The sequence below is a fragment of the Hominiventricola aquisgranensis genome (assembly GCF_040096225.1).
Classification (GTDB): domain Bacteria; phylum Bacillota; class Clostridia; order Lachnospirales; family Lachnospiraceae; genus Hominiventricola; species Hominiventricola aquisgranensis.
Genome location: NZ_JBBMFC010000015.1, coordinates 26,457 through 49,790 on the forward strand (window position 1 = coordinate 26,457; position 23,334 = coordinate 49,790).

Annotated in this window: 22 protein-coding genes; 6 read left to right on the forward strand and 16 right to left on the reverse strand. The window is 52.4% G+C overall.

Going from position 1 to position 23,334, the window contains the following annotated elements:
- The first annotated feature begins 52 nt into the window (after window positions 1–52).
- Entirely contained in the window at window positions 53–382 is a 330-nt protein-coding gene (locus WMO62_RS09480) for a helix-turn-helix domain-containing protein (RefSeq protein WP_021661500.1), read from the forward strand.
- Window positions 383–443: 61 nt separating this feature from the next.
- Here WMO62_RS09480 and WMO62_RS09485 read toward each other — a convergent pair whose 3' ends face one another.
- The 6 genes from WMO62_RS09485 to WMO62_RS09510 are packed head-to-tail and all read right to left on the reverse strand — an operon-like array spanning window position 444 to window position 7,158.
- Window positions 444–815, reverse strand: coding sequence for a metal-dependent transcriptional regulator (locus WMO62_RS09485; RefSeq protein ID WP_349144516.1), 372 nt, complete (start codon window positions 813–815; stop codon window positions 444–446).
- A gap of 11 nt (window positions 816–826) precedes the next feature.
- Entirely contained in the window at window positions 827–2,563 is a 1,737-nt protein-coding gene (locus WMO62_RS09490; RefSeq protein WP_349144517.1) for an ABC transporter ATP-binding protein, read from the reverse strand.
- Window positions 2,564–2,577: 14 nt separating this feature from the next.
- Window positions 2,578–4,323, reverse strand: a complete 1,746-nt coding sequence (locus tag WMO62_RS09495) for an ABC transporter ATP-binding protein (protein ID WP_212818649.1) — start codon at window positions 4,321–4,323, stop codon at window positions 2,578–2,580.
- Window positions 4,320–5,834: an ABC transporter ATP-binding protein gene (locus WMO62_RS09500; RefSeq protein WP_349144518.1), complete on the reverse strand. Its 1,515-nt coding sequence runs from the start codon at window positions 5,832–5,834 to the stop codon at window positions 4,320–4,322. Before WMO62_RS09500 ends, WMO62_RS09495 begins: the two co-directional genes overlap by 4 nt.
- A 5-nt stretch (window positions 5,835–5,839) precedes the next feature.
- Window positions 5,840–6,577, reverse strand: coding sequence for an energy-coupling factor transporter transmembrane component T (locus WMO62_RS09505; RefSeq protein WP_349144519.1), 738 nt, complete (start codon window positions 6,575–6,577; stop codon window positions 5,840–5,842).
- Window positions 6,577–7,158: an MptD family putative ECF transporter S component gene (locus tag WMO62_RS09510; protein ID WP_217793020.1), complete on the reverse strand. Its 582-nt coding sequence runs from the start codon at window positions 7,156–7,158 to the stop codon at window positions 6,577–6,579. The genes WMO62_RS09505 and WMO62_RS09510 overlap by 1 nt, the downstream gene beginning before the upstream one ends.
- Before the next feature lie 225 nt (window positions 7,159–7,383).
- On the opposite strand from WMO62_RS09510, the gene WMO62_RS09515 reads away from it, so the two are divergent.
- The 5 genes from WMO62_RS09515 (at window position 7,384) to WMO62_RS09535 (ending at window position 11,761) form a co-directional block, all read left to right on the forward strand.
- Window positions 7,384–8,349, forward strand: a complete 966-nt coding sequence (locus tag WMO62_RS09515) for a helix-turn-helix domain-containing protein (protein WP_217793164.1) — start codon at window positions 7,384–7,386, stop codon at window positions 8,347–8,349.
- A 252-nt stretch (window positions 8,350–8,601) separates the two neighbouring features.
- Window positions 8,602–8,931: a MobC family plasmid mobilization relaxosome protein gene (locus WMO62_RS09520; RefSeq protein WP_304258694.1), complete on the forward strand. Its 330-nt coding sequence runs from the start codon at window positions 8,602–8,604 to the stop codon at window positions 8,929–8,931.
- On the forward strand, window positions 8,892–10,235 hold the full coding sequence (locus tag WMO62_RS09525; protein WP_349144520.1) for a relaxase/mobilization nuclease domain-containing protein: 1,344 nt from the start codon (window positions 8,892–8,894) through the stop codon (window positions 10,233–10,235). The genes WMO62_RS09520 and WMO62_RS09525 overlap by 40 nt, the downstream gene beginning before the upstream one ends.
- A 71-nt stretch (window positions 10,236–10,306) precedes the next feature.
- On the forward strand, window positions 10,307–10,639 hold the full coding sequence (locus WMO62_RS09530) for a DUF6050 family protein (RefSeq protein ID WP_349144521.1): 333 nt from the start codon (window positions 10,307–10,309) through the stop codon (window positions 10,637–10,639).
- Between the two features lie 243 nt (window positions 10,640–10,882).
- Entirely contained in the window at window positions 10,883–11,761 is an 879-nt protein-coding gene (locus tag WMO62_RS09535) for a BRO-N domain-containing protein (RefSeq protein ID WP_349144522.1), read from the forward strand.
- A gap of 159 nt (window positions 11,762–11,920) precedes the next feature.
- Here the strand turns inward: WMO62_RS09535 and WMO62_RS09540 are convergent, their stop codons facing one another.
- The 10 genes from WMO62_RS09540 to WMO62_RS09585 are packed head-to-tail and all read right to left on the reverse strand — an operon-like array spanning window position 11,921 to window position 23,328.
- Window positions 11,921–12,118, reverse strand: a complete 198-nt coding sequence (locus WMO62_RS09540) for a hypothetical protein (protein WP_117761386.1) — start codon at window positions 12,116–12,118, stop codon at window positions 11,921–11,923.
- Window positions 12,115–13,941 carry an antirestriction protein ArdA gene (locus tag WMO62_RS09545; RefSeq protein ID WP_349144523.1) on the reverse strand — a complete coding sequence of 609 codons (1,827 nt, stop codon included), beginning with the start codon at window positions 13,939–13,941 and terminating at the stop codon, window positions 12,115–12,117. The genes WMO62_RS09540 and WMO62_RS09545 overlap by 4 nt, the downstream gene beginning before the upstream one ends.
- A 12-nt stretch (window positions 13,942–13,953) precedes the next feature.
- Window positions 13,954–16,032: a type IA DNA topoisomerase gene (locus WMO62_RS09550; RefSeq protein WP_349144524.1), complete on the reverse strand. Its 2,079-nt coding sequence runs from the start codon at window positions 16,030–16,032 to the stop codon at window positions 13,954–13,956.
- Window positions 16,025–17,101: a CD1107 family mobile element protein gene (locus WMO62_RS09555; protein WP_349144525.1), complete on the reverse strand. Its 1,077-nt coding sequence runs from the start codon at window positions 17,099–17,101 to the stop codon at window positions 16,025–16,027. Before WMO62_RS09555 ends, WMO62_RS09550 begins: the two co-directional genes overlap by 8 nt.
- The gene (locus WMO62_RS09560) at window positions 17,091–17,363 is read right to left on the reverse strand and encodes a DUF4315 family protein (protein ID WP_005541834.1); all 273 of its coding nucleotides are present in this window, start codon (window positions 17,361–17,363) and stop codon (window positions 17,091–17,093) included. The genes WMO62_RS09555 and WMO62_RS09560 overlap by 11 nt, the downstream gene beginning before the upstream one ends.
- 26 nt (window positions 17,364–17,389) lie before the next feature.
- Window positions 17,390–19,369, reverse strand: a complete 1,980-nt coding sequence (locus WMO62_RS09565) for a C40 family peptidase (RefSeq protein WP_349144526.1) — start codon at window positions 19,367–19,369, stop codon at window positions 17,390–17,392.
- Window positions 19,366–20,388 carry a DNA cytosine methyltransferase gene (locus WMO62_RS09570; RefSeq protein ID WP_349144527.1) on the reverse strand — a complete coding sequence of 341 codons (1,023 nt, stop codon included), beginning with the start codon at window positions 20,386–20,388 and terminating at the stop codon, window positions 19,366–19,368. Before WMO62_RS09570 ends, WMO62_RS09565 begins: the two co-directional genes overlap by 4 nt.
- On the reverse strand, window positions 20,381–20,554 hold the full coding sequence (locus tag WMO62_RS09575) for a hypothetical protein (protein WP_021739915.1): 174 nt from the start codon (window positions 20,552–20,554) through the stop codon (window positions 20,381–20,383). The genes WMO62_RS09570 and WMO62_RS09575 overlap by 8 nt, the downstream gene beginning before the upstream one ends.
- A complete protein-coding gene (locus WMO62_RS09580) occupies window positions 20,547–22,976 on the reverse strand; it encodes a VirB4-like conjugal transfer ATPase, CD1110 family (protein ID WP_349144528.1) in 2,430 nt (809 codons plus the stop codon). The genes WMO62_RS09575 and WMO62_RS09580 overlap by 8 nt, the downstream gene beginning before the upstream one ends.
- Complete coding sequence (locus tag WMO62_RS09585) at window positions 22,894–23,328, reverse strand: PrgI family protein (RefSeq protein ID WP_349144529.1); 435 nt, start codon at window positions 23,326–23,328, stop codon at window positions 22,894–22,896. The genes WMO62_RS09580 and WMO62_RS09585 overlap by 83 nt, the downstream gene beginning before the upstream one ends.
- Window positions 23,329–23,334: the final 6 nt, after the last annotated feature.

Sequence of the window (23,334 nt, forward strand, 5' to 3'; positions counted from 1 at the left end):
GTTATTTATATGAGTGGAAGCACACCCTACAATGATGTAGAGATGATGTGTAGTGAACAATCCGCTGGATCTATTTGCATGGAAGGTGCGGTCAGAACGGAAGCGCCAGCATCTGACGCAGAAGCAGTTAGCTGAACGCCTCGGTATGAACCCCCGCACGATCATAGATTTGGAGACCTGCCAGAGTAATCCGAAATTTGAAACGGTGGTCCTTGTCGCCAAAGAACTGAATATCAGCGTGGACGCCGCTATCTTCCCAGAAATGGTAAATCAGACAGTCTCGAAAACAGTCGTGGACTTCTTTGCCGGGAAAAGCGAAGCAGAGATCGAAAAATTTATCGCGCTCTGCAAACAGGCGGAAGCCTTCCAGAAAGACGAGTAACGCGGTCGGGTTCGATGTGCCCGGCCGCGTTACTGTTTCACCCGTTTGCTATGCGGGCAGTTTATTCTTCTTTTGTTTTGTAAGCATTTTTCAGATGCTCGAAGGACTCCTGGCTGATGACATGCTCCATCCGGCAGGCGTCCTTTTCCGCCGCTACAGGGTCTACGCCAGCCTCGATCAGCCGGTCGGTAAAGAAGCGGTGCTTTTCGTAGATTTGCTCCGCCACTTCCCGGCCCACGTCGGTCAGGTGCAGGAAATAGTCGCTGTCCATTGTCAGGAAGCCGCCGTCCCGCAAGGTAGCCACTGCATGGCACACGCTGGGCTTTGACACCTCCATGTGCCGGGCCACATCTACGGAGCGCACCATACCGCGTTTCTTTTGGAGAACAAGGATGGTTTCCAGGTAGTTCTCCCCGGACGCATGAAGTTTCATCTGAACCTCCTTTACTGAGCCAGCTTCCAGCCGATGGCCTCCTGTCTGGCCGATACAAAATCGGCATACAGGCCCTTTTGCTGGATCAGCTCCGCATGAGTGCCGCGCTGGACGATATGAGCGTTGTCCAGTACAAGGATCTGATCGGCGTTGCGGACGGTTTTCAGACGGTGGGCAATCATGATGATGGTCTTGTCATGGGTCAATGCCTCGATAGCCCGCTGCAATTCATCCTCATTCTCCGGGTCAACGCTGCTTGTTGCCTCGTCCAAAATGATGATAGGTGCGTCCTTCAGCATGGCGCGGGCGATGGAAATCCGCTGTTTCTCGCCGCCGGACAAAGTACCGCCTCCCTCGCCAATCACGGTGTCATAGCCATCCGGCAGGGCAGAAATAAAGTTATGGCAGCAAGCCTTTTTCGCCGCTTCAACCACTTGTTCATGGGTGGCGTCCGGGCAGCCAAACTTGATATTGTTCTCAATCGTATCTGCAAAGAGGTATACGCTCTGGAACACCATCGAGATATTCTTCATCAGGCTGTCCAGCTTGAAATCTCGTACATCCGTACCGCCTATGGTAATCTTCCCGGCATTCACATCCCAAAAGCGGGCAATCAGATTGCACATAGTTGTTTTGCCAGCGCCAGAGGGGCCGACTATCGCCGTTGTTGTCTTTTCCGGGATGGTAAAGCTGACTTGATCCAGTATTTTGCGGTCTGCGTAAGAAAAATCCACCTTGTCAAACACGATCTCACTGGACTCCGGCGTAATGTCAACGCCTTTTTCATCCATTACCGGCGTGTCATCAATGGAGTTTGCCGTATCCATCGAGGCCGCCAACATTTGCAGCAAAGAGGCCATATTCCCGGCGTTCTCCAAATCGTTGAACACCATGAAAGAAGCAATTACCAAAATCAGGCCATAGGCCAGCGGCAGGGAGCCGTCCAGCCAGGACCAAACCGAGGCCAAAAGCAGCAGGACGATGAACACCCGGACAACGGCCTGTTTGATGGCGTCATAGGGAACACTGGCCTTTGTCAGTTTCAGGTTGTCCCGGCAGCTCGCCTTAATTGCACTGCCAATAGACTGCGTGCTGTCCCGTTCCAGCCCAAATGCTTTAACAATCCCCATGCCCTGAATGTACTCCAACACGGACTCTACAAGGGACTCCTGTGTGTGCTGGCGTACCCCGCTGAGCGCGGCAGATTTGCGAAGCGCCAGTTCCGCCGCCGCAAGGTAAATCAGGACACCAGCAACGGCCACGAGACCGATCCGCCAGTCAAATACCAACAGGACGATGACAAGGGCAACCGAGTTGAAAAAACCGCCCAGCACTGACACCAGGACACGGGCTGCTGAGTTCTCTACATCGCCCAAAGTTGTTGTGACAATGGCGGTAATGTTCCCGATACTATTCTTGTTGAAGTAGCCCATCGGGATGTAGCGCAGCCGATCTCCGATGTGGATACGCTTTTCCGCCACCATGCAATAGCCGGTTTCCGTTTGCTCCATCGTGGAGAAATAGGTCGTAATAATACGCCCAATGAGGGAAACGGCCATAATCCCCAGCGAAAGCCAGATAAACTTTCCGTCCCGGTTGTCAGATACCAGCGCGCCGATCACTACAAAGAGGGCGGCAAACTGCATGGCTGAAAACAGCCCGGACAGGAATGAGAATAACAGGGATTTTTTTAGAAGCCCCTTTTTGCTGCCTGCAAAAGCAAAGATTTTTTTCAATGTTCCATACATCTGACAACACCCCCTTACATCTGGTCTTTCGCGCCGATGTGCGCCTGCCACATATCCCGGTAGAGGGGGCAGGTTTCCAGCAGCTTCTCATGCGTACCCTGTGCGTGGATGTTTCCATCCTTCACCACAACGATGTTATCTGCGCCAACAATGGTAGACAGCCGGTGTGCGATCACAATCAGGGTCTTGCCGACAGTCAAAGTGGAAATGGCTTTCTGCACCAGCGCCTCATTCTCTGGGTCGATATAGGCAGTTGCCTCGTCCAAAATGACAACCGGCGCATTTTTCAGCATGGCGCGGGCGATGGCAATCCGCTGGCGTTCACCGCCGGAAAGATGGGAACCGGCGCTGCCGACAACCGTATCATAGCCATTATCCAGCTTGCGGATAAAGGCGTCGCAGCCGCTTTGTTTGGCTGCCTGCTCCACCTCTGCGTCCGTGGCACTGGGTCTTCCCATGCGGATATTCTCCCGGATACTGCGGTTAAACAGGTAGTTGTCCTGAGATACATAGGAAATCTGGTCTGCAATTTCAGACAGCGGCATATCCTTCAGCTCATGGCCGCCGAGGGTAATGCTGCCGGATGTAACATCCCAATACCCGGCAATCAGCTTCGCCACCGTAGACTTGCCGGAGCCGGACGGCCCTACAAGAGCGGTCATGGTTCCGGGGTGGATGGCGAGATTCACATCATGCAAAACCTCTGTTGTCCCGTCATAGGAAAACGACACAGACCTAAGAGAAATGCCGGTATTTTCCAGCTTGATCGGTGTTTCTTTATGGTTCAGTTCTTCGGCGTTCAGAAGCTGGCTGATTTCTTCCACATTTGTCCCCAGTACAGCCAAATCGTCCGTAAAGGTAAAGGCCGCAATAATCGGCCCAATCAGCCCCAGCGAGAAAATCACAATGGACAGGAAGGTGGAAAGCTCCAGACTGCCGGAGAGCCAGAATGCAAAACCGCAGGGCAGCACGCAAATCAGCACTGAGGGCAGGATGGCGTTGTAGGCGCTCATGGTTTTCTGGTTTTCCCGCATCCAGTCCACATAGTAGTTGGCGTTATAATTCACCGCGTCAGAATATTTTTTGTAGGAACCGGCGGATTGGCTGAACGCCTTTACCACCTCAATCCCGCCGATGTATTCTACAATGGCGTTTGCCATCTGCTTTCCCGCTTTAACCGCGCCCTCCCATTTGACGGGATAATTCTTCATACCGGCGGACATGACAGCAAGGCCCACCACCAGCGTAACAAGGGACAGGAGCGCCATGCGCCAGTCCATAACGAACAGATATACGACAATCACCAAAGGCACCAGCACATTTGCGGTCATTTCCGGGAGCAGGTGTGCGAAGGTCGATTCCATGCCTTCAACCCGGTCAACAATCGTCGTTTTATACTGGCCGGACGGAGTATCTAAAATCGTCCCCATCGGGACGCGAGCCAGCTTTGCGGTGATATTCTCCCGCAGATCACGCAGCGTGTAATAGGTCGCTGTGTGGGAAATCGTTGTAGAAAGACAGGAAAATAGCACCTTCCCAAAGTAGCCGCACAGTGCAATAATACCAGCGGTCACATAGCGGGAAAAATTCTGTTCCCCAGACAACATCATTGTGACAATATGCGCCACGCAGAAATAGGGCACCATCTGGCAGGCCACGCCTAATACTGCAAGGATAATACTGCCGATGAATTTCCCGTGATAGGGTTTGCCCCATCCCCATAAAGTTCCTATGGGTGAGTCTTTCTTTTCCTCCTTCATTCTGTGGACACCTCCTTCTTCATATCACTCAGAAAAAACTTTAGCAGGCGTTTTCGGCCATCGCTGTCCTCTATGGAATAACTTTCCTGAATTTGCCCGTTTTCTAAGTGAAGGACATAATTGCAGCAGCGTAGAATAAATTCCGGGTCATGCGTTACCACAAGCGCAGTTCTTCCAGTATTCGCCACCTGATTAACAACATTGGCAACCTGCCTCATGTGAAACAGGTCAAGACCGCTGGTCGGTTCATCGAATAAAATCAGAGGGCGCTCCGAAGCAATCGCAGAGGCAACCGCCACGCGCTGCTTTTGGCCGCCGGACAGTCCCATCGGGTGGCAGTCCTCATAAGGCAGCAGGTCCATCTCCTGCAAGATTTCTCTTGCCCTCTGCTTATCCTCAGTTCTCATACTGAGCAGAATTTCATCCAGAACACTTTCGGTAAAGAGCTGGTGGTTTACATCCTGCATGACCATATAACAGAGTTTCAATCGTTCTTTTCTGGAATAGTTCTTGCTCTGATCCTGCACCGTTCCTTTGAAGTGCTTTTCCAACCCACAGAGGCACCGGGCAAAGGTGGATTTTCCCGCACCATTATGTCCGATGATGGCCGTGGCGCTGCCGGATGGGAAAGAGGTTTCCGTTATATGCAAGGTTTCCGGCTCATGCTTATAGGCGAAGGACACATTCTTTATCGTCCAAACCGCCCCATTCATTCTCTGCGGCGTGCCTTCAACTTCTGAAAGCCCCGCAAGATCAAGAGGGCGCAATCCCATATCGTCGCGCTGTTTTGCCGACAGGCCGCAAAATTCCTCTGCTGTATAATCACCGTCAATTTCTCCATCTTTCAGGTACAGGACACGGTCAAAGAGACCGGACAGATAATACAGCCGGTGTTCAGAGATGATGATGGTCTTTCCCTGCGATTTCAAAGTAAAGAGAAGCTGCCGGAAATCAGCGATAGCGTATGCGTCAAGGTTGGATGATGGCTCATCAAGCACATAAATATCCGGGTCAATCGCCGCTGCCGATCCGCAGGCGATTTTTTGCTTTTCGCCGCCGGACAAAGAAAAAATACTTCTATCAAGCAGCGGCTCCAACTTTAGCTGTGCAGCTACACGTTTTACACGGTCACGCACAAGATCTTCCGCTATGCCGTGATTCTCTGGGCCGAAAGCCAGTTCGCTGGTCGTGTCCACATTGAAAAACTGAGAACGCGGATTTTGAAATACAGAACCGACTTTCAGAGAAATATCAAACAGTGACAGGTCACGGGTATCCTTTCCATCCAGATAGACGGAGCCGGTATAAGTCCCCTCATGATAATGGGGGATCAAGCCGTTAAACAACCGGGTCATGGTTGTTTTCCCACAGCCTGAAGTCCCGCAGAGCAGAACAAAAGAACCGTCCTCAATAGTGCAGGAAATATGTTTTAAAGCGCCACCGGCCTGCCTCTCACTGTCGGGAAGGGTGCTGGCAGGATAAGAAAAGGACACATCTTGACATTCAATCATTTTCTTCACCCCCTTGCGGCAAGCACATAGATTTGCGCTGCAAATGCTCCCAGACAGATCAGCAGGAAAATAACATCCTGCACATGAAAACCCAGCTTACAGATATTCGTCCGTTTTACCGGGCCTCCCAATCCCCGCGTAAGGGCTGCCTGGGACAGTTCCTCTCCGATTTTGACGGAGCAGATCATCATGGGGACAATCCGATACTCTAAAATCGCACCGACTTTTCCACCACCAAAGCGGACGCCACGCATCCGCATGGCGTCCCCAATAGCGCTCCATTCTTCCGCAACCGTGGGAAAGAAGCGAAACATCACAGACATAGGAATGGTGATCTGCTGCGGCAGGTGGAGCCGTTCCATCGCCGCAACAAATTCGCTGACCGTGGTTGTCGTTACCACGAAATATCCCATGACCACGCTGGGGGTGAACCGCAGAAGAATACCAACGACGGCCACCGCGATGTAGTTTGCCACGCCGGTCAGTCGGGACAGGCCGAACATTTCCAGACACAGGCTGCCTCCGAAAATCAGGATATAGAGAAAAGCACCTTTCCATTTTCTGGCTGCTGACAAAAGTAACAGCGGGATCGCCGCCAACACGATGATGTAATACTGCATGACACCTTCATACGAACCGCCTAAAATAAAGACAGCTATGGTAATCAGTACCGCCAGTTTTGTCCGGGGGTCTAATAAAATTCCGCTATTGTTTTTTTGACTTGCAAGAAGTTCGCGGCTCATTACACAATTCCCGCCCGCTCAAAGTGCTTTTTGAAAATCTTCCGTCCGATCAGGCCGCCGACAAGACCACTGACGAAAGCAGCAATAAGCAGTATCGGCAAAATCCAGTCTGGCATATAAGTCATGAGCGTGTCGGCATATTCCTGACCGTAGCCGGGGAGCAGGTTCTGGTAGTAAGCATCACGCGTTACAACGATGGGAATAAACGCCCCGATGACCCACATGGAAAAAACGCCGTGGATCAGCACTTCACGCTTGGCGTTCTTGTAGTCACAGGCTTTCATCATAAAATCGGAAATCAGCCCGAAAATCAGCCCGGTAGGGATGCACCACCAGCCCATGCCGGTCAGCAACATAATGATACCGAGCAGCACCCCGCAGATGGTAAGCATACCGAATTTTTTGATTTTGGAGAAGAACAACATCATCGGAATACCGCCCACAAGCGGCACGATCACGCTGATAAGCGGAATGAAAATCGGGATAAAACCGATGGACGCCGCAGCGAAAATGACGATAAAATAAATCGCCGTGAAAATACCGATATTGATGAGATCCTTTCCTTGCAATTTGTTGTTCATTGCGAAACCTCCTAACATGATTACTTTCGTCTTGATTAGTTCTTGCTAACCGACCCTAATGATAGCATAAATTCAGCTGTGCTTCTATGCACATATCGGTATTTTAAGCCCGTATAGCAAGGAGCTTTTTCGCTCTACCAGAATATCCATTGACCAGGAGTTTTCTCGCAGGTATAATACTATCAGCGATTTTGCGTGATGAAAGGGGCGAAGCAGTTGCGTAACATGATATACAACATTTTAGAAAACAGCGATGCTGTTTCTGGTGTGACCTTGAAAAACAGTCCAAATAGCAGCACATTGCTTTTGGATCGGGCAGATGGCAAGGGACGCATGACATTCCATACGCTCTTTCCGGGGCTGACTTTGGCTTTTATTTTTGTAAACGCTCCCGTATGGCCGGAGTCGGATGAAAATTCAGATCTAAAGCCTTTGCTGATTAACTATTGCGTTTCGGGCAGAAGTGAATTGCTTCTGGATGACGGCTCCTACATTTACCTGAAGGAAAATGATTTTTGTGTCAGTGAACAGACCGCACAGAAAGAATATATCTTTCCCACACGGCAATATCAGGGCATAAAAATATACTTTGACCTGCCACTTCTTTTACAGTCCTGCGGTGAACTTTTGAAATCTTTTTCACTTGACCTCCCTACGCTGGAAGAAAATTATTGTGGCAATCATAAGACATATATCAACGAAGCGGATAGTGAACTGGAAAATATATTTCAAAACCTCTGGCGGCTTTCTGAAAGGCCTTCTATCTTCCATTTGCAAATCTATACGCTTGAACTTCTCCACCGGCTTCTCAACATGGAAATCCGGCCTCCGAAAACCTGCGGCTTCTACACGGAAACGCAGGTTGAAATTGCAAAAAGGGCAGCGCAAATCCTTTCCGATGATCTTCGCCAGCACATTCCTGTACGGCAGATTGCAGAACGCTTTTCGGTCAGTGAAACCAGCCTGAAAAACTATTTTCGAGGCGTATATGGACAGAATATATCCACTTGGCTGCGGGAAATCCGTATGAACGAAGCCGCAAGACTTCTTTCGGACACAAAGCGTCCGATTGCCGAAATATCCGAACAGGTCGGCTACTCTAATCAAGGGAAATTTGCCGCCGTGTTCAAAAAGCAGTTTGGTCTTTCTCCTCTGGAATACCGGCGGTCAAAGAATTTGGAAAACATATAAATGTAGAGGCGGTATTATCACCTGTTAAAGGCAACAATACCGTCTTTCTTTAGATTTTTTCAGTAAGTCAGCCAAAATCTCCGTTTCAAATTGTAGTATTAGTAGGGAGAGAATACGAGGGTAGGGTTACGGTAGCAAGCACAGCAAGCGAGTACCCGCTTGCGAATTTTGAGATTTTCAGGCCCCTTACCCGAAAATTCAAAATTGCTTGTTGGGATAGTCCCAAACCCTTATAAAGAACGGAGGCGACGCATGGCAAACCGAAAGCGGAATATCCAAATGAAATTCTATGTCACGGAGGATGAAAAACGGCTCATAGACGAAAAAATGAGCCAGTTACCCACACGCAGATATGGTGCCTACCTCCGCAAGATGGCGATTGATGGATATATCATCTATACGGACACCGCAGATATCAAGGCATTTACCAAAGAGCTTTCCGCCATCGGTCGGAACATCAACCAGATTGCCAAGCGTGCCAACGCCGGAGGCCCTGCGTATCAGGCCGACATGGACGAGATACGGGAAAGGCTGGATGAGATATGGCAGTTACAAAGACGCATCCTATCAAGTCAACGCTGAAAGCGGCCATTGACTATATCTGCAACCCGGAAAAGACGGACGGAAAGCTGCTTGTATCCTCCTATGGCTGCGCCGCTGAAACCGCGGATATTGAATTTGCCTGGACTCGCCGCCACGCCATCGACAAGGGAACGAACCTGGGCCGCCACCTGATCCAAGCCTTTCAGCCTGGGGAGGTCACGCCGGAACAGGCCCATGAGATCGGCATGGAGCTCGCAAAAGAAATCCTGGGCGGCAAGTATGAGTTTGTACTTACCACCCACATAGACAAAGATCATGTTCATAACCACCTGATTTTCAATGCGGTCAGCTTTGCGGATCACAAGCATTATCATTCCAACAAGCGAAGTTATCACTATATCCGCCGCACCTCCGACCGGCTTTGCAAGGAACACGGTCTGTCCGTCATCATCCCCGGACAGGACAAGGGCAAGAGCTATATTGAACATCAGGCCACGCAGAACGGCACCAGCTATAAGGCAAAGCTGAAAGCGGCCATTGACCGGCTCCTGCCAGCCTGTTCCGATTTAGAAGAACTGCTTCGTCGCCTGCAGAGAGAAGGCTATGAGATCAAGCGGGGCAAATATATCTCCGCCAGAGCGCCGGATCAGGAACGATTCACCCGTCTGAAAACCCTTGGTGTGGACTACACCGAAGAAGCCCTTGCCGCCCGGATCGCCGGACGCTCCAGACCTTCCCGCCAGCCGAAACAGCCAAGCGGAAAGATCAGCCTGCTCATTGATATCCAGAACAATATCAAGGCGCAGCAGAGCGCAGGCTTCACCCATTGGGCGAAGCTGAACAATCTGAAACAGGCCGCCAAGACCATGAATTTCCTGACCGAGCACGGGATAAGCAGTTATGGAGAACTGGAAAGCAAACTGACCGCAGTATCCGCACGCAGGGATACCGCTCATGCAGAAATCAAGCGGGTAGAAAGCAGAAGTGCCGAACTTACCCTTGTGATGAAGCACGCCGGCACTTACCGTCAGCTAAGGCCACTTTATGACCGATACCGTAAATCGAATGATAAAGAAAAGTTCCTGCGGGGGCATGAGAGCGAGATCATCCTTTTTGAAGCAGCCGCCAGAGAATTGAAACGGCTGGGGGCTGTGCCGCTGCCGACAACGGAAAGCATGAAAACGGAGCTTACCAATCTTGCTGCAGAAAAGGAACGGCTCCTTGCAGAGTACAAAGCCGCAAGAACCGAAGCACAGGAATACGAAACTGTCAAACAGAATGTGGATGCGCTGCTGACCGTTCCAAAGGAACAGGAACAACAGCGGCGGCATGAACTGGAATAATTTTCTTTGAAAGGCGCTGGGCGCAGCTCCCGGCATTCTGTATAATGGAATTGCGGAAGGAGGTTTTACCGATGACAAGAAGCGAAGCAATCAAAGCATTTTTCTTCAAAAGCGCATTGCCCGTGACCGTGGCACTGATTCTGTACTGTATCTTCAAATCCGCCTGCGTGAAGAACGGAGAGCTTGACTATGTATGGCTCTGGATACTCTGCGGGTTGCCGTTTGGACTCCATCGGATGTGCCTCTGGATCGTGCCGGGCGGCGGTTCCCTGGGTGGAGGGGTTGCCCTGTTTGCATTGAACTTCATTATCGGCGGTGTGATCGGCGGTTTCGTTCTGGCCTGGCGGCTGATTGTGGCGGTGTGGTATGTGCCGCTGACGATGTACCGGCTAATCGCTGGATGATTTTCTTGCGTCATGGAAATATGGAAAACTGCCGCTCGTGCCGATGGAAAAACCATTCACAACCTGATGGAAAAAGACAAGCCTTTTCCCACAGGCCTGCAAACAGCTTTCCCACAGCCTCGCAATTCTGGCAGTTTACGCACATTCCCACAACGCCTACTACGGCGAATTTTGCTTCTTTTATAGAAATAGAACCCCTTTCATGTTAAAATTAAAATACATACTCTAAGGAGGTTGAAGCGCATGGACGAAAATAATTCCATCCAGCTTTTTGAAGATAGAAAAATACGCACCGCATGGGACGAAGAACAGGAAGAATGGTATTTCTCTGTTGTGGATGTTATTGCTGTCTTGACAGATAGCTCTAATCCAACAGACTACCTCAAAAAAATGCGTAAGCGTGATGAACAGCTTGCAAGCTACCTGGGGACAAATTGTCCCCAGGTAGCAATGATGGGTGCAACAGGCAAAAAGCGTAAAGTGTTGGCGGCAACGGCTGAACAGATTTTACGCATTATTCAGTCCATCCCATCACCTAAGGCTGAACCATTCAAACTCTGGCTTGCGCAGGTCGGCCGTGAACGCATCGAAGAAACGATTGACCCGGAACAGGCAATCGACCGTGCATTAGAGACCTATCAGAAAAAGGGATATGATACAGACTGGATTCATCAGCGACTTCTTTCTATCCGTGTCCGTAATGAGCTTACCGCGGAATGGCAGGAGCGCGGCGTACAGCAAGGCAAAGAGTATGCTATTCTCACAGATGAGATCACGAAAGCCTGGTCCGGCATGACTACTCGGCAATATAAGAAGCTGAAAGGTCTGAAAAAAGAAAACCTCCGTGATAATATGAGTACGATGGAAATTGTTCTGAATATGCTTGCAGAGGCAACAACCACAGAACTGTCAAAAGCACATCAGCCGGAAGGATTTTCTGAAAGTCAGAAGATTGCCCGTCGTGGCGGCAGCTATGCCGGTCAGGTTCGACAGGATATTGAAAAGGATACCGGGCGACTAGTCATTACATCGCAGAACGCCGCACAGCTTAATGCCGTAGTCGTTGACATGATAGAAAGTGTAGCGGAAACGGAAAAACCTGATAATGACGAAAACAAATAAAAAGGCGGGAGTACAGCCAATCGGATGAACCGAAAAGCTGTACTCCCGTTTTGTGTATCAGAAAGTGTTTGGAATCGAGCCATTTTCTCTATGTGCCAGCAAGCAGACCGACACATGAGAAATCATAAAGGCTCCCTTTGAAAATACGAATACAGGGAATTATTCTGCGTTTTTCGCCCCCTTATCTTCACATATTTTAGACCGTTTGGAATTGTAATGCGGACAAGCGACCAGACACGCCCGGAAACTCTGCTTGCAGCCGTGAACACATTTTTTACAGATATGGTTATACTGCCGCCTGCCGTTCTCACCCAGGAAGAACGCCCATTCCAGCCTCCATTTCTTGCTTCGGCTCATAGGCAGTCGTGCTCCGGCACATCACGGCCGGGCTTTTTGACCTCCTGGGGCTTATGCTCGGCACATTCCCGTTTGGCGTCCTCCAACCGCTCACGGATGGAAGACTTCTCTGGCGTTGTCCGCTCTGCATACTCCTGGGCTTTTTCCAATTCTTCGCCGCGTCTGCCGTTGTTGATAACGCCGTCGATCATGCCGTAGTCATCCTCCAGCGTCATTTCAGCGGTGCGGAGAGGATTGTCCTTCTCCGGCTGCTCCGCTGCCACGGCAAAGGCCCGTGTACCATTTCCCATGATAAGATACTTTCCATCATCGGAAATATGGTGGACACCGTAACCGGCCGCCTCCATCTGCTCCCGGCTCATAGCCGTCACCTGAAAGCTGCCCCTCGGTGTCTGCACACGTTCGCCAGTTTCAAAACGGTCTGGCAGATAAGCGAGGTCTTGCTTCTCTGCCGGGACAGGGAGAACAACGATATTGCCATTGATCTGCATAAATCGTTCCGGCGTTTTGAACTGTTCCGTGTATTTCTGAATCAGTTCCGGGGACAGGGACGCAAAATCTTCCTCACCAAGTCCAACCACCAGGAAAGTCCCTGCTACGATATCATAAATTTCTCCATTTTCATCCCGCAGCCCACGGTTCAGATCAAGCCCTATGAGCTTTCCTTCATCATTGCAAACCAGCGCCACCGGGTCAGAATAGGGATAAGTTGCGCCAATGTCTCCGCCGACCTCCGCCTGCAGGGAATGAAGATCGGGGTCGATCTCCTTCACATAGGGTTCCTTCATAGGCTCCACTACAAGCACAGTCATCTTTTCCGAGGCAACCTTCTCCGCAGCGGACAGCATTTCATCCGCATGGGACTTCTCCGGGTCATCCAAAGCGGCCTTGACCTCCGCCGGATCAAAATCAAGAAATTCCTCATAGCCCGTGGCATCCTTGAACTTTTCAATCTCCGAAGGAAGATAGTCCTCCTGCGTCTGCCCCAGCGCCGCCAGCTTTTCATCCAGCGCAGAAATGCGTCCCGCCATCAGGTTTTCGTAAAGTTCTTCTTTTGCGGCGTGTGCCTCCGGGTGCTCCGCTGCATACTGCGGATCGTTCTGACGGAAAAATTCATCCATGTCAAAGGCGATATCCATAGCCCATTCAGATTTTTCTTCTTCGGGAAGATCGTCCTGAAAAGTCATCACCCGGTACTCGTCGGGGATACTGCCGCGCTCGCCGTCATAATACTCATGGAAGGCTTCTCTGGTATCCCACACATAGCCCTGATCGGTGAAAGTGCCGTTTTCCTCCAACGCCACATCCCGGCCATAGGCTTCATAGTCGATATAGTTCTGCAGGTGGGCGGGAACTTTTGAAACCTCCAGTTCTTCGAGGTAATAACGCCCCAGATCGTCATAATCCTCGATATTGGGGTAAATCTCATAACAATCCAGATTCTCGGTGAGGTTGATGATTTCCTGCAGGCTGCTGGTATAGTCGCCGATCTCCATAGCGGCCTGGAACTTCGCATAGTCGCTCTGGTCCATTTCATCCAGCTTCGACGCCAGATAATTCAGCTCGTCCAGATTCTCATATTCACCCAGCTTACTGTAAAGACCGTCCACATAGCAGTCATAGTCCGTGATGAACCATTCCTCATAGGGCTGGCCGAAGTCATCCTTCTGGCCGATCCCGATCCGCTTAAACACTTCTTTCAATTCCTCGGCGGTGGTGGGAAACTTCACCCACTCGCCCACAAGCTCGCCCTCATTGTACTTCCCAAGATTGGTGATAAAGGCGGCAAAGGGATAATCCTTGTCGTGATCGTAATATGGCATGTGTGTCCCTCCTTATCTTTTTTTCGGAAATTCCAGCTTAAAATTGATGTACTTGCCGCCCGTGTCATCCAGGATCACCGCAGCGTCATAAGTGGCCTGTTTCTTTTCAGACCACATTCCCTTGACATTGGTGCGACCCTTTTTCAGAAGGTCCGTTGCCATCTTCTTTGTCAGCTCCTTCTTGCGGCTCATCCAGAAGCGGTCATTTTTCCAGAGGACGAAACCGCAGGACCGATCTGAACACGCAAAGTTATTCTTGCCCTCATAGATCGGCTGGCCGCAGCGGGGGCAGGTGCCGATCACTTCCTTCTCTGGGGCAAACAGCTTTTTGCCGTCCTCGGAAATGCAGGAATAGACTGACACGATCTCCTGGACCATCGTGCGGATACCGTCCATGAAGGCATCCGGGTCAGTGCTGCCTTTTGCGATCTCCGTCAATTTCTGTTCCCATTCCGCTGTCAGCATGGGAGAGGTCAGTGGCTCCGGCAGAATCGTGACAAGGTTGATACCGGCTTTTGTGGGGATCAGGCTCTTGCCCTTGCGTTCCACAAATCCGGCTGCCACCAGCTTTTCGATGATAGCTGCCCTGGTCGCAGGCGTGCCAAGACCTTTTCGCTCCGCCTCATCGGGGATATCGTCCTTGCCCGCATTCTCCATAGCGGACAGGAGGGTATCTTCGCTATAAGGCTTCGGCGGCTGTGTGAAATGCTCGGTAACAGCAACCTCCGCACCGTCAAAAGTCTGCCCTTCGGTGAAGTCCGGGAGCGTATCGCCGTCCCCATCCGCAGGCTTTTCCTTCAAGAAGGCATGGAAAATGCGGTCGATTTCCCGCCAGCCTTCGGAGAGAATACGCTTGCCCTTTGCGGTAAAGGAATGACCGCCGCAGTCGAAAACAGCCGTGACCGCCTCATACATATACGGCTCCGCCGATGCGCACAGCAGCTTGCAGCAGACAAGGAGGAACAAATTGCGCTCGCCCAGAGGCAGAGCCTTGATATCCGCTTTTTCAATCTCCATTGTGGGGATAATGGCGTGGTGGTCGGATACATCCTTGTCGGAGATCATGGACTCTACCAGCGGGAAGAAGTTACTGCAGCTATCAAAGGGCGGCAGCTTTGCCGCCAGATGGATCACGCAGGAGGCTGTTTCTGCCATGTCGGAGGTCAGATACCGGCTGTCCGTGCGGGGATAGGTCAGCAGCTTTTTTTCATAGAGGCTCTGGGCGTAGTCAAGGGTCTGCTTTGCCGTGTATCCGAACAGGCGGTTTGCCTCCCGCTGCAAAGTGGTAAGGTCATAAAGCTTCGGAGGCTGTTCCTTCTTCTGCTCTTTCGTGACGGAAGTACAGGTAATGGCTGCGCCCTTGCACGTCGCCGCTGCCTGTTCCGCCTCTGTTGGATCGGTGAACTTCTTCGACACCGCCTCGGCTCCATCCAGCGTCAGGCGCAGCAGATGATATTTTTCCTTGTGGAACAGCGTGATCTTCGCATCACGCTCTGCCAGCATTGCCAGAGTGGGCGTCTGAACACGGCCCACATTCAAGGTGCGGTGATAGAGAACGGAGAAAAGGCGCGTGGCGTTGATCCCCACCAGCCAATCCGCTTTCTGGCGGCAGAGGGCAGACTGATACAGGGCTTCATAATCGGCACCGGGGCGCAGATCAGAAAAACCCTCCCGGATAGCGCTGTCCTCCATCGAAGAAATCCAGAGACGAAGAATTGGCTTGCGGCATCCGGCCATTTCATACACCAGACGGAAGATCAGCTCACCTTCACGCCCAGCGTCACAGGCATTGACGATGGTATCCACATCGGGGCGGTCCATCAGGGCACGGAGATTTTCAAAAGCATCATCCTTGCCTGGTGCCAACACATAGCGGAACGGCTCCGGCAGAATGGGGAGATCATCATAGCGCCATTTCTTGAAACGCTCATCATAGCCACCCGCATCCATCGGGGATACCAGGTGCCCTACACACCAGGACACAAGAAGGCCGCTGCCCTCATAAAAGCCATCGGCCCTGGATGAAACACCCAGGGCCGATGCGATAGATTTTGCCACACTCGGTTTTTCTGCGATAATCAGTTTACTCATTCTTTTCCTCCGTTTCCTCGTCCTCAGTCAGATATTCTTCTTCATCCTCCAGGTCGAAATCATCCAGATCAGCGGGAACTTTCTTGCCCTGCTTCGGTTTCAGCACCAGTAAATAGACCGCTGCGCCGCCTCCGGCTGCAAGGATCAGCAGCGCCGCCAGGATCGCCCCGGTATTGCTTTTCTTTTCAGGCTTCGGATTCTCCGGCTCGGTGGGCTCCGTAGCTTTCTGTTCTGTGCCAACACATTCACTAAGGTTTTTTACGCAGACCGGGCAAGCGGTATTGACCGCTCCGGCCTGACACTTCTCCGTACAGGTGCAGACAATAGGCGTTTCCGCCTTTTCTCCGTCCTCCGTGAGTGCCATGAGATCGGCTTCATCCACCTGGTTCAGAAAATGCACGGTTTCCTCGCCCTCGTCGTCACGGTCGATAATGAGATAGAACACATTGCCGTTTTTCGTTTCTACTGTAATAAACTGCTTGCCGCTGGTGGTTGGGCTGCCAATATCGTCGATCAGCGACAGGTTCCCGTCCGGCGTCAAAGCGGCACCGCCATTCAGACCGCCGCCCAGCATCCCCAGCAGATTTTCCAGCGTTTCCGCGTCCAGAGAGAAAGAACCTTCCCCGGAACCAGCCTCGCCGTCACTTACCGTCATGTAGCCGGAATAGACATAGCCGATTTTCTCTGGCAGGATGACCTTCAGCCAGTCGCCGTCCGTGCCGATCACCTTCACGGTCGTTCCGTTGGGAAGCTGGGTGAAGGCGGTATAATCCATTCCTGCACCCGTGCGGACATTCAGATTGCCGCCGCCCGTGGTGACAGTACCGGTCTGCCCGGAGTCATTTTCACTGGAATTGAACTGGATACCGTCCTCGGTGACGGATACCGTGACCTGGCTGCCTGCCAGAGCGGAAAGCAGATCAGCGACATCCCCAGCCGTTTCCTGTTCAGCCACGGACTCCGTGCTTTCCTCGCCGCCGCTGGCAAAGGCGGTGATAGAAAAAGCGGCAGTGCTGAGCACCACCGCCAAAAGAGCCGATACCATTTTTGTCATAAAGTTATGCTTCATCCTCGTATCCCTCCGTTTCCTCATTCTCGGTGTTGCCCTCCTGCAGCATACCTTCCGGCAGGGAGATCATACCGCTGGCATAGGCTTTCAGGAAAGCGGTCAACTCCTTGTTGTCCATCTTCACGGCTTTTACCATGCGGACGATTTCCAGATTTTCTTCCTCCGCAAGCTGGGCTTCCAGCGCACGAAGGCGTTTCTGCTGCTCCGCGATCTTTTCTTTGGTTTTCGCAATGTCATTGCGGATCTTCTGTGTCGTTGCCATAAATCAAATTACCTCCATATCGTTTTTTAGTTGTAGGGCGGTCGCCCGAAAGCGTAAAAGTGGGATTGCCAGTAGCTTGTGTTGATATCTGCATACTGGATGGGGTCGCCGCAGTGCAGCATTTTTCCGCCGCCCACATAGATACCCACATGGGAAACGCCCGGCGTATCGTAAGTGCCGACGAAAAAGATCAAGTCGCCGGGTCTTGCGTTGGCAGAGGATACCGGGGTGGAAATGTCGTAGAGTCCCTGGGCTCCCAGCCTGCCCGTATTGCAGACGCCGCTTTGCGTCAGCACCCAGGACACGAAGCCAGAGCAATCAAAGGAAGTGTTTGGATTGCTGCCGCCCCAGACATAGGGATAGCCAATGTACTTCTCCGCCTCGGTAATGAGCGCCGCAAAGGTTTCATCTTCCATTGCGGAAGGTGGGATATCATAGGTGGTGGGCGGTTTGGTGTACTTGTCTACATAGCCGGAGCCTGGGAATAAATCTTCCCGGTTCCCCAGCGTTGCCATATAGACCGCATACAGGGAAAGCGTTTCTTCGTCCATGATGTAGACCGGCACATGGGAAAGGTCGAAGTTTTCCAGCTTCACCTTGCAGATATAGTAGTTGTACGGTACTTCCACGTCATAGTCATTTCCCTCGCTGTCTGTCCGTGTCTCCGTCCGATAGCGCACCTCCACTTCCACGGTCTGCGTCAGGATGTACTGCTTTTCAAAGAGCATTTGCAATTCCGCCTGAACCTCGTCGATGGTGAACACCCCTTCATGGAATGCCGTGAGAATGGAAATCAGCACATAAGGGTCATGTTCGATCTCGTCCAGATCAAAACGGTATTCGTCATATCCGGGGTGCAGAGCCTCATAGTGGTCCAGTTCATATTGAAGCTCCTGCTCCAGTTCGCAGTAGGCCGCCTCCGCAGCCAGCATATCCGCATCCTCGGAGAGATAAGAGGAAGTGAACACGCCGCCCACGCCGGAGCCCGCCATCATGGAACAGGAAGATACCCCGCCAAACAGCAGAGCAACACAGGCGCCAATGCCGATCACCAACAGCACCGCCCGACTATGGTGCTTGATGTAGAGGAATGTTTCCTTGAAGGCGTCCTTTGCTTTCTGCGCCGCACTTTTCGCCGTGGCTGCTGTGTTCTTTGCGGTTTTCTCTGCCTGTCGCAGCTCCTTTGCATAGTTCCGCTTGATCCGCTGTTTCTGCAGAAAGCGGGATATCGGGTTAGAAGCTGCCAATGCAGGATCATCATGCAGTGCCTTTTGGTAAAGGTAGTCGGCGTTTGCCTTAAAAGAAGCCTGCTCTGCCTTCGCCGCGTCACGCCAGGGCTTTGTGCGGTGATGGTGGACGGCGGCACGGACTTTGCCCTTTCCATAGGCAAACCCGCGTTCCGTCAACACCTCGCCTTTGTGTCCGGCCTCTACACCCACATTTTCCTGCTCTACCTCATGCACCTTCGCGTGGGCAGCGTGGACAATCTCATGGACAGGCCGAGAAAGCGGATTGTGCCGCAGGCGTCCGTTGGGGCGTTTCTCCACTTCTTCAAAGTGAAGCTGCGTTTTGCCTTTTCCGGCTGTCTCGTCAAAAACACGCTCGGTACGGAGAACTTTCTTTGTGGGGATAGCGGCCGTTGCCGCATCCAGCCGATCCGCCGCACGGTCGGAACGGTCAATGTATTTCCCAAGTGCGGGATCGGCACGTTCTTCCTCGGTGAATTGCAGACGGGAGGACGGGCGCTGCCTTGCAGCAGAACCATCCCGCACCGCCTGGGTATCAGCCTTTTCAGCCTTTCGTGCGCTTTTCTTCTCATGGTGTTCCGCCGCACGCAGGGCAAGATCAGCCGCAGCGCCAGCGGATTCTTCCGAAGAAGCAGACAGTTCCGTTTCCGGCTCCCGGCTGCTGATATGTTCCACCTCTCCCGTGGCAAGGTTTTCCGATACCGCACCGTCACGGGTCATTTTCTGCGTGATCTTATCGGTCGCTTTCAGTTCCCTCATAGGCAGTCACCTTCCTTTCCATAATGGCAAAAGTCGCCGCAGGTGCCATTCTCGATCATGGCAATATAGCGGAAAATGGGATAGGCCTGGGGCGGGCAGACCGCATTTCCCAATGTTTTCAGCCGCAGCGCCCGGTCATCCATGCGCTCGGTCATGCGGGGGATTCCTTCTGGCTCGGCGGCCCAGAGGATACGTCCGTCCATCCTTTCGGGAAGCCCATGAGCCATTCCACCCAATCCGGGTTCAGTGCTGCCGTTTCGGACACCGGCTGTTCCTGGGAGATGATTTGCGCCGACAGGTTCCCGTCCTTCTTCGCTGGATCGAAGGCCGACGGCTTCAAGGTCGAGCGGAAACCGTCCGACGCCACCGGGGTCAGATAGAATACCGCCGCCGACAGGCTGAGGCTCCAGATCGCCCCGTTTCGGTTCCTCTTGCGGAATATCCCATTGTCCGACAGGAACACATCCAGGCTTGCCGCGTCCCTGGCGGTGTTGTTGTCGGAGGCAAGGGGTGTGGGAAACATCAGCCGCGACGATAAAAGTTCGCTGGCGCTCATGCCATGCGCCGACGCCGCAAGCCGGAAATACGAATGGGAGAACAGCGTATCCCGCTTTTGCCAGGTCAAAGATCGTTTTGTCGAGCCCCATATTGATGAAGCCAGCAACATTTTCCCCAAGCACCCAACGGGGCCGCAGCTCGGTAATAACGCGGCACATTTCCGGCCACAGGTAGCGTTCATCCGCAAAGCCCTTCCGTTTTCCGGCGGTGGAGAAGGGCTGACAGGGAAAGCCGCCTGAGATAACGGTAACTGTTTCAAGTCCTGTTTTTTCAAAAAACGCCTCCTTCGTGAAAGTAGTAATATCCCGGAACCTGGGAACATCCGGCCATCGTGCGGTGAGGACGGAGTGCGGAAAATCCGCCCACTCACACTGGCAGACGGTTTCAAACCCGGCAGCCTCCGCCGCCAGGTCCAGACCGCCAATGCCGGAAAACAGGCTCACATGGGTCAGTTTATTCATGGTCTTTCGGCGCACGGAACGGTTCGATCTCACTTTCCAGCTCCGCAAGAACCGCCTCCATATCCGCCGTGACCGCCTTGCTTCTGGCAATCAGCCGGTTCATCACATCAAAGAAGGTTTCGCCCTCCTGTTTTTCTTCCGTATGCAAATAGCGGGGATCATTCATGTTCGTTTTCTCCTTTCCCGGTTTCACCAAGTTTTGTCGTCATAATGCTGTAAAGTTCATTGTCCTTCGGGAAGTCATCCACAAAAGGCAGGATCACATTGCCGAAGAAGATCAGCCCCTCGCCGGGGCCTGCGTTGCTGATATGTGCCGCCTGCTGGTTGGAGATATTCAGGCGCTCGCAGAGGATTTTCCTGTCTCCGCTGGCCTGGTTCAGAAGGTACACAAAATCGCTGTTTTCAAAGATGTTCTCGATTTCCGGGGAGGAAAGCAGGTCCTTAATGTTCTGCGTGATCCCCGTGGGGATACCGCCCCATTTGCGAAAGCGTTTCCAAATCTCCACGCTCCAGGTACCGACCTCGCCGCGCAGCAGAAGGTGGAACTCGTCCACGAAATACCAGGTGGATTTACCCTGATCCCGGTTTTGGGAAACACGGTTCCATACCTGGTCTTGGATCACCAGCATACCCAGGCTTTTGAGCTGCTTTCCCAGCTCCTTGATATCGAAGCAGACAATGCGGTTGTTGATATCCACATTGGTACGGTGGTTAAAAACATTCAGGCTGCCATACACATACAGTTCCAGTGCCGCCGCGATCCGCTGTGCCTCCGGCTCCGGCTGCCGTTTGATCTCGTCATACAAATCTTCCAGCAGCGGCATATTCTTCGGGCGGGGGTCTGCGATATAGGGGCGGTACACGATCCGCACAGCACGGTCAATGACCGTCTTTTCCACCGGCTCCAGACCGTTCCGGCCGCCTGCCGCCAGTTCACAGAACGACAAGATAAAGTCAGATTTCAACGCCAGCGGGTTATCATCCTCGCTGTAATTGAGGTTGATATCCATAGGGTTCACATACTGCGTACTGGTAGGTGAGATTTTGATGACCTGTCCTTCCAGACGGTTCACCAGCGGAAAATATTCCGCCTCCGGGTCGCAGATCAGGATATCGTCCTTTGTGTTCAGGAACACACCCACGATGGAACGCTTTGCGGAAAAACTCTTGCCGCTGCCGGGTGTGCCTAAGATCATGCCGTTGGGTGTTTTCAGCTTTTTGCGGTCAGCAAGGATCATGTTGCCGGAAGTGGCATTGAGCCCGTAGTAGAGGGCTTCGCCGCCGTGGAAAATCTCCTGTGTGGTGAAGGGAACGAACACCGCCACCGCCGAAGTGGTAAGCCCACGCTGTATCTTAATGCGGTTGACACCCAGGGGCAGAGCCGACACGAAGCCGTCCTCCTGCTGAAAGTCCAGCCGCACCAGGGAGCAGTTATATTTCTGCGCCACGCTTGCCGCACGGAGAAGGTCATTCTCCAGCTTTTGCTTGCTGTCCGCAAAGTTCACCACCAGGAAGGTCATTAGGAACATTCGCTCATTTCTGCTTTGCAGATCACGGAGGATATTCTTTGCCTCGCCTGCGTAGGTGGCAAGGTCAGTGGGGATGATATCCATATCGAAACCTTCCCGCACCGCCTTTTTCTGCGCGTCGATCTTCATACTGTCAATGTCGGTGATCTTCCGCTTGACCGTTTTGATCGCCTCGTTCTGGTCCATGCTGCGGATATGGAGGCTGACAAGCAGCCCGCTATCCGTATCCAGCAACTCGGTGAGCATACGATCATCCATTTCCGGTGCGCTGATCTGCAGAAAGGACACGGCGCAGAATTTATCCGCCATCGTGAACTTCCGTGCTTCACCGAAGCGGAAGGAAGATGGTGCGATAAAATCCTGGACCGACAGGCCGGAAGGGGCAAGCCAGCTCCATTCAAAGGCAAACCGTTCCCCGTCCGGGTGCAGGATGCCGTGGAGCATTTCCAGCCACTCCTTGCCGCCAAGCTCCTTTGCCAAAGCACCCATGACCTTGAAATGGTTAAGGGCGTCCATGATGATCCGGGAAAATCGTGCCCGTGCGGTTTTGCTGTCCCGTGCCTCGATGGTGAGGGTCAGGTACTTTGTTTTGATAAGACCGTTGTTGCCCCGTTCAAGCTGCTTGCGGAGCATTTGCGTGTAAAGCTCACGGATATGGTCGAAGTGATCTCCCTGCGCCGCGATCTCGATACGCTTCACAAAATCCTCCCGGTTCATGCGGCGGCTCACAAGGGAGAGCTGCATCCCGATAGAAGCGTCATGGGCGTTATACATATCGCAGAGGGCTTCAAAAATCGCCGTCTGATCGTCAGGTTTCGCAAGCTGATAATTCACATCCTCGAACTCGATACACTTCGACCAGGTGTGATCGTCCAGCTTGCACAGGCCGTCCGGGTACATCTGGCGGAACGGTAAGGTGTCCTGTGCAGAATGTACCTTGCCGTCGCCTCTGGCGGTTTCCAGGATACGGCTGATCTCACGCTTTTCTGCGGCGGTCAGTTTTACCGCGGCTTTTGACGCCTGCCGTGCCTGCGGCTCTGGCTTTCGCTTTCTGAACAATGGCTTTCACCTCCTTTTCCGCCTGGGCCTGCCGCTCCAGGGCTGCGTAGAAATTGTTTGTCTGGTAAGGCCGTTCCTTCGTCCGCAGGAACATACAGCGGATGACCTGTCCGGCTACTACCTCCAGGGGTTGGCCGTGCCGCTCATACATGGCGAGCAGAAAGAACGGGAGCATGACGATAATCATGCAGAACGCGGCGGCGCTGTTGCTGGCCGTGCGTCTGAGCAAAAAGAAAAGCGGTACTCCGATGAGTGCCGCCGCTCCGAAACATATAAGCTGCCGTTTGGTAAGTCCAAACAGCACTTTGGATTTTACTTTCGTCAAATCCTTTGGAATGGTTACATACGCCAATTTATC

What these genes read in the sequence shown, in the direction of transcription:
- WMO62_RS09485 (WP_349144516.1), bottom strand. Translation starts at nt 815, where the DNA reads ATGAAACTTCATGCGTCCGGGGAGAACTACCTGGAAACCATCCTTGTT.
- WMO62_RS09490 (WP_349144517.1), bottom strand. Translation starts at nt 2,563, where the DNA reads ATGTATGGAACATTGAAAAAAATCTTTGCTTTTGCAGGCAGCAAAAAG.
- WMO62_RS09495 (WP_212818649.1), bottom strand. Translation starts at nt 4,323, where the DNA reads ATGAAGGAGGAAAAGAAAGACTCACCCATAGGAACTTTATGGGGATGG.
- WMO62_RS09500 (WP_349144518.1), bottom strand. Translation starts at nt 5,834, where the DNA reads ATGATTGAATGTCAAGATGTGTCCTTTTCTTATCCTGCCAGCACCCTT.
- WMO62_RS09505 (WP_349144519.1), bottom strand. Translation starts at nt 6,577, where the DNA reads ATGAGCCGCGAACTTCTTGCAAGTCAAAAAAACAATAGCGGAATTTTA.
- WMO62_RS09510 (WP_217793020.1), bottom strand. Translation starts at nt 7,158, where the DNA reads ATGAACAACAAATTGCAAGGAAAGGATCTCATCAATATCGGTATTTTC.
- WMO62_RS09515 (WP_217793164.1), top strand. Translation starts at nt 7,384, where the DNA reads ATGATATACAACATTTTAGAAAACAGCGATGCTGTTTCTGGTGTGACC.
- WMO62_RS09520 (WP_304258694.1), top strand. Translation starts at nt 8,602, where the DNA reads ATGGCAAACCGAAAGCGGAATATCCAAATGAAATTCTATGTCACGGAG.
- WMO62_RS09525 (WP_349144520.1), top strand. Translation starts at nt 8,892, where the DNA reads ATGGCAGTTACAAAGACGCATCCTATCAAGTCAACGCTGAAAGCGGCC.
- WMO62_RS09530 (WP_349144521.1), top strand. Translation starts at nt 10,307, where the DNA reads ATGACAAGAAGCGAAGCAATCAAAGCATTTTTCTTCAAAAGCGCATTG.
- WMO62_RS09535 (WP_349144522.1), top strand. Translation starts at nt 10,883, where the DNA reads ATGGACGAAAATAATTCCATCCAGCTTTTTGAAGATAGAAAAATACGC.
- WMO62_RS09540 (WP_117761386.1), bottom strand. Translation starts at nt 12,118, where the DNA reads ATGAGCCGAAGCAAGAAATGGAGGCTGGAATGGGCGTTCTTCCTGGGT.
- WMO62_RS09545 (WP_349144523.1), bottom strand. Translation starts at nt 13,941, where the DNA reads ATGCCATATTACGATCACGACAAGGATTATCCCTTTGCCGCCTTTATC.
- WMO62_RS09550 (WP_349144524.1), bottom strand. Translation starts at nt 16,032, where the DNA reads ATGAGTAAACTGATTATCGCAGAAAAACCGAGTGTGGCAAAATCTATC.
- WMO62_RS09555 (WP_349144525.1), bottom strand. Translation starts at nt 17,101, where the DNA reads ATGAAGCATAACTTTATGACAAAAATGGTATCGGCTCTTTTGGCGGTG.
- WMO62_RS09560 (WP_005541834.1), bottom strand. Translation starts at nt 17,363, where the DNA reads ATGGCAACGACACAGAAGATCCGCAATGACATTGCGAAAACCAAAGAA.
- WMO62_RS09565 (WP_349144526.1), bottom strand. Translation starts at nt 19,369, where the DNA reads ATGAGGGAACTGAAAGCGACCGATAAGATCACGCAGAAAATGACCCGT.
- WMO62_RS09570 (WP_349144527.1), bottom strand. Translation starts at nt 20,388, where the DNA reads ATGAATAAACTGACCCATGTGAGCCTGTTTTCCGGCATTGGCGGTCTG.
- WMO62_RS09575 (WP_021739915.1), bottom strand. Translation starts at nt 20,554, where the DNA reads ATGAATGATCCCCGCTATTTGCATACGGAAGAAAAACAGGAGGGCGAA.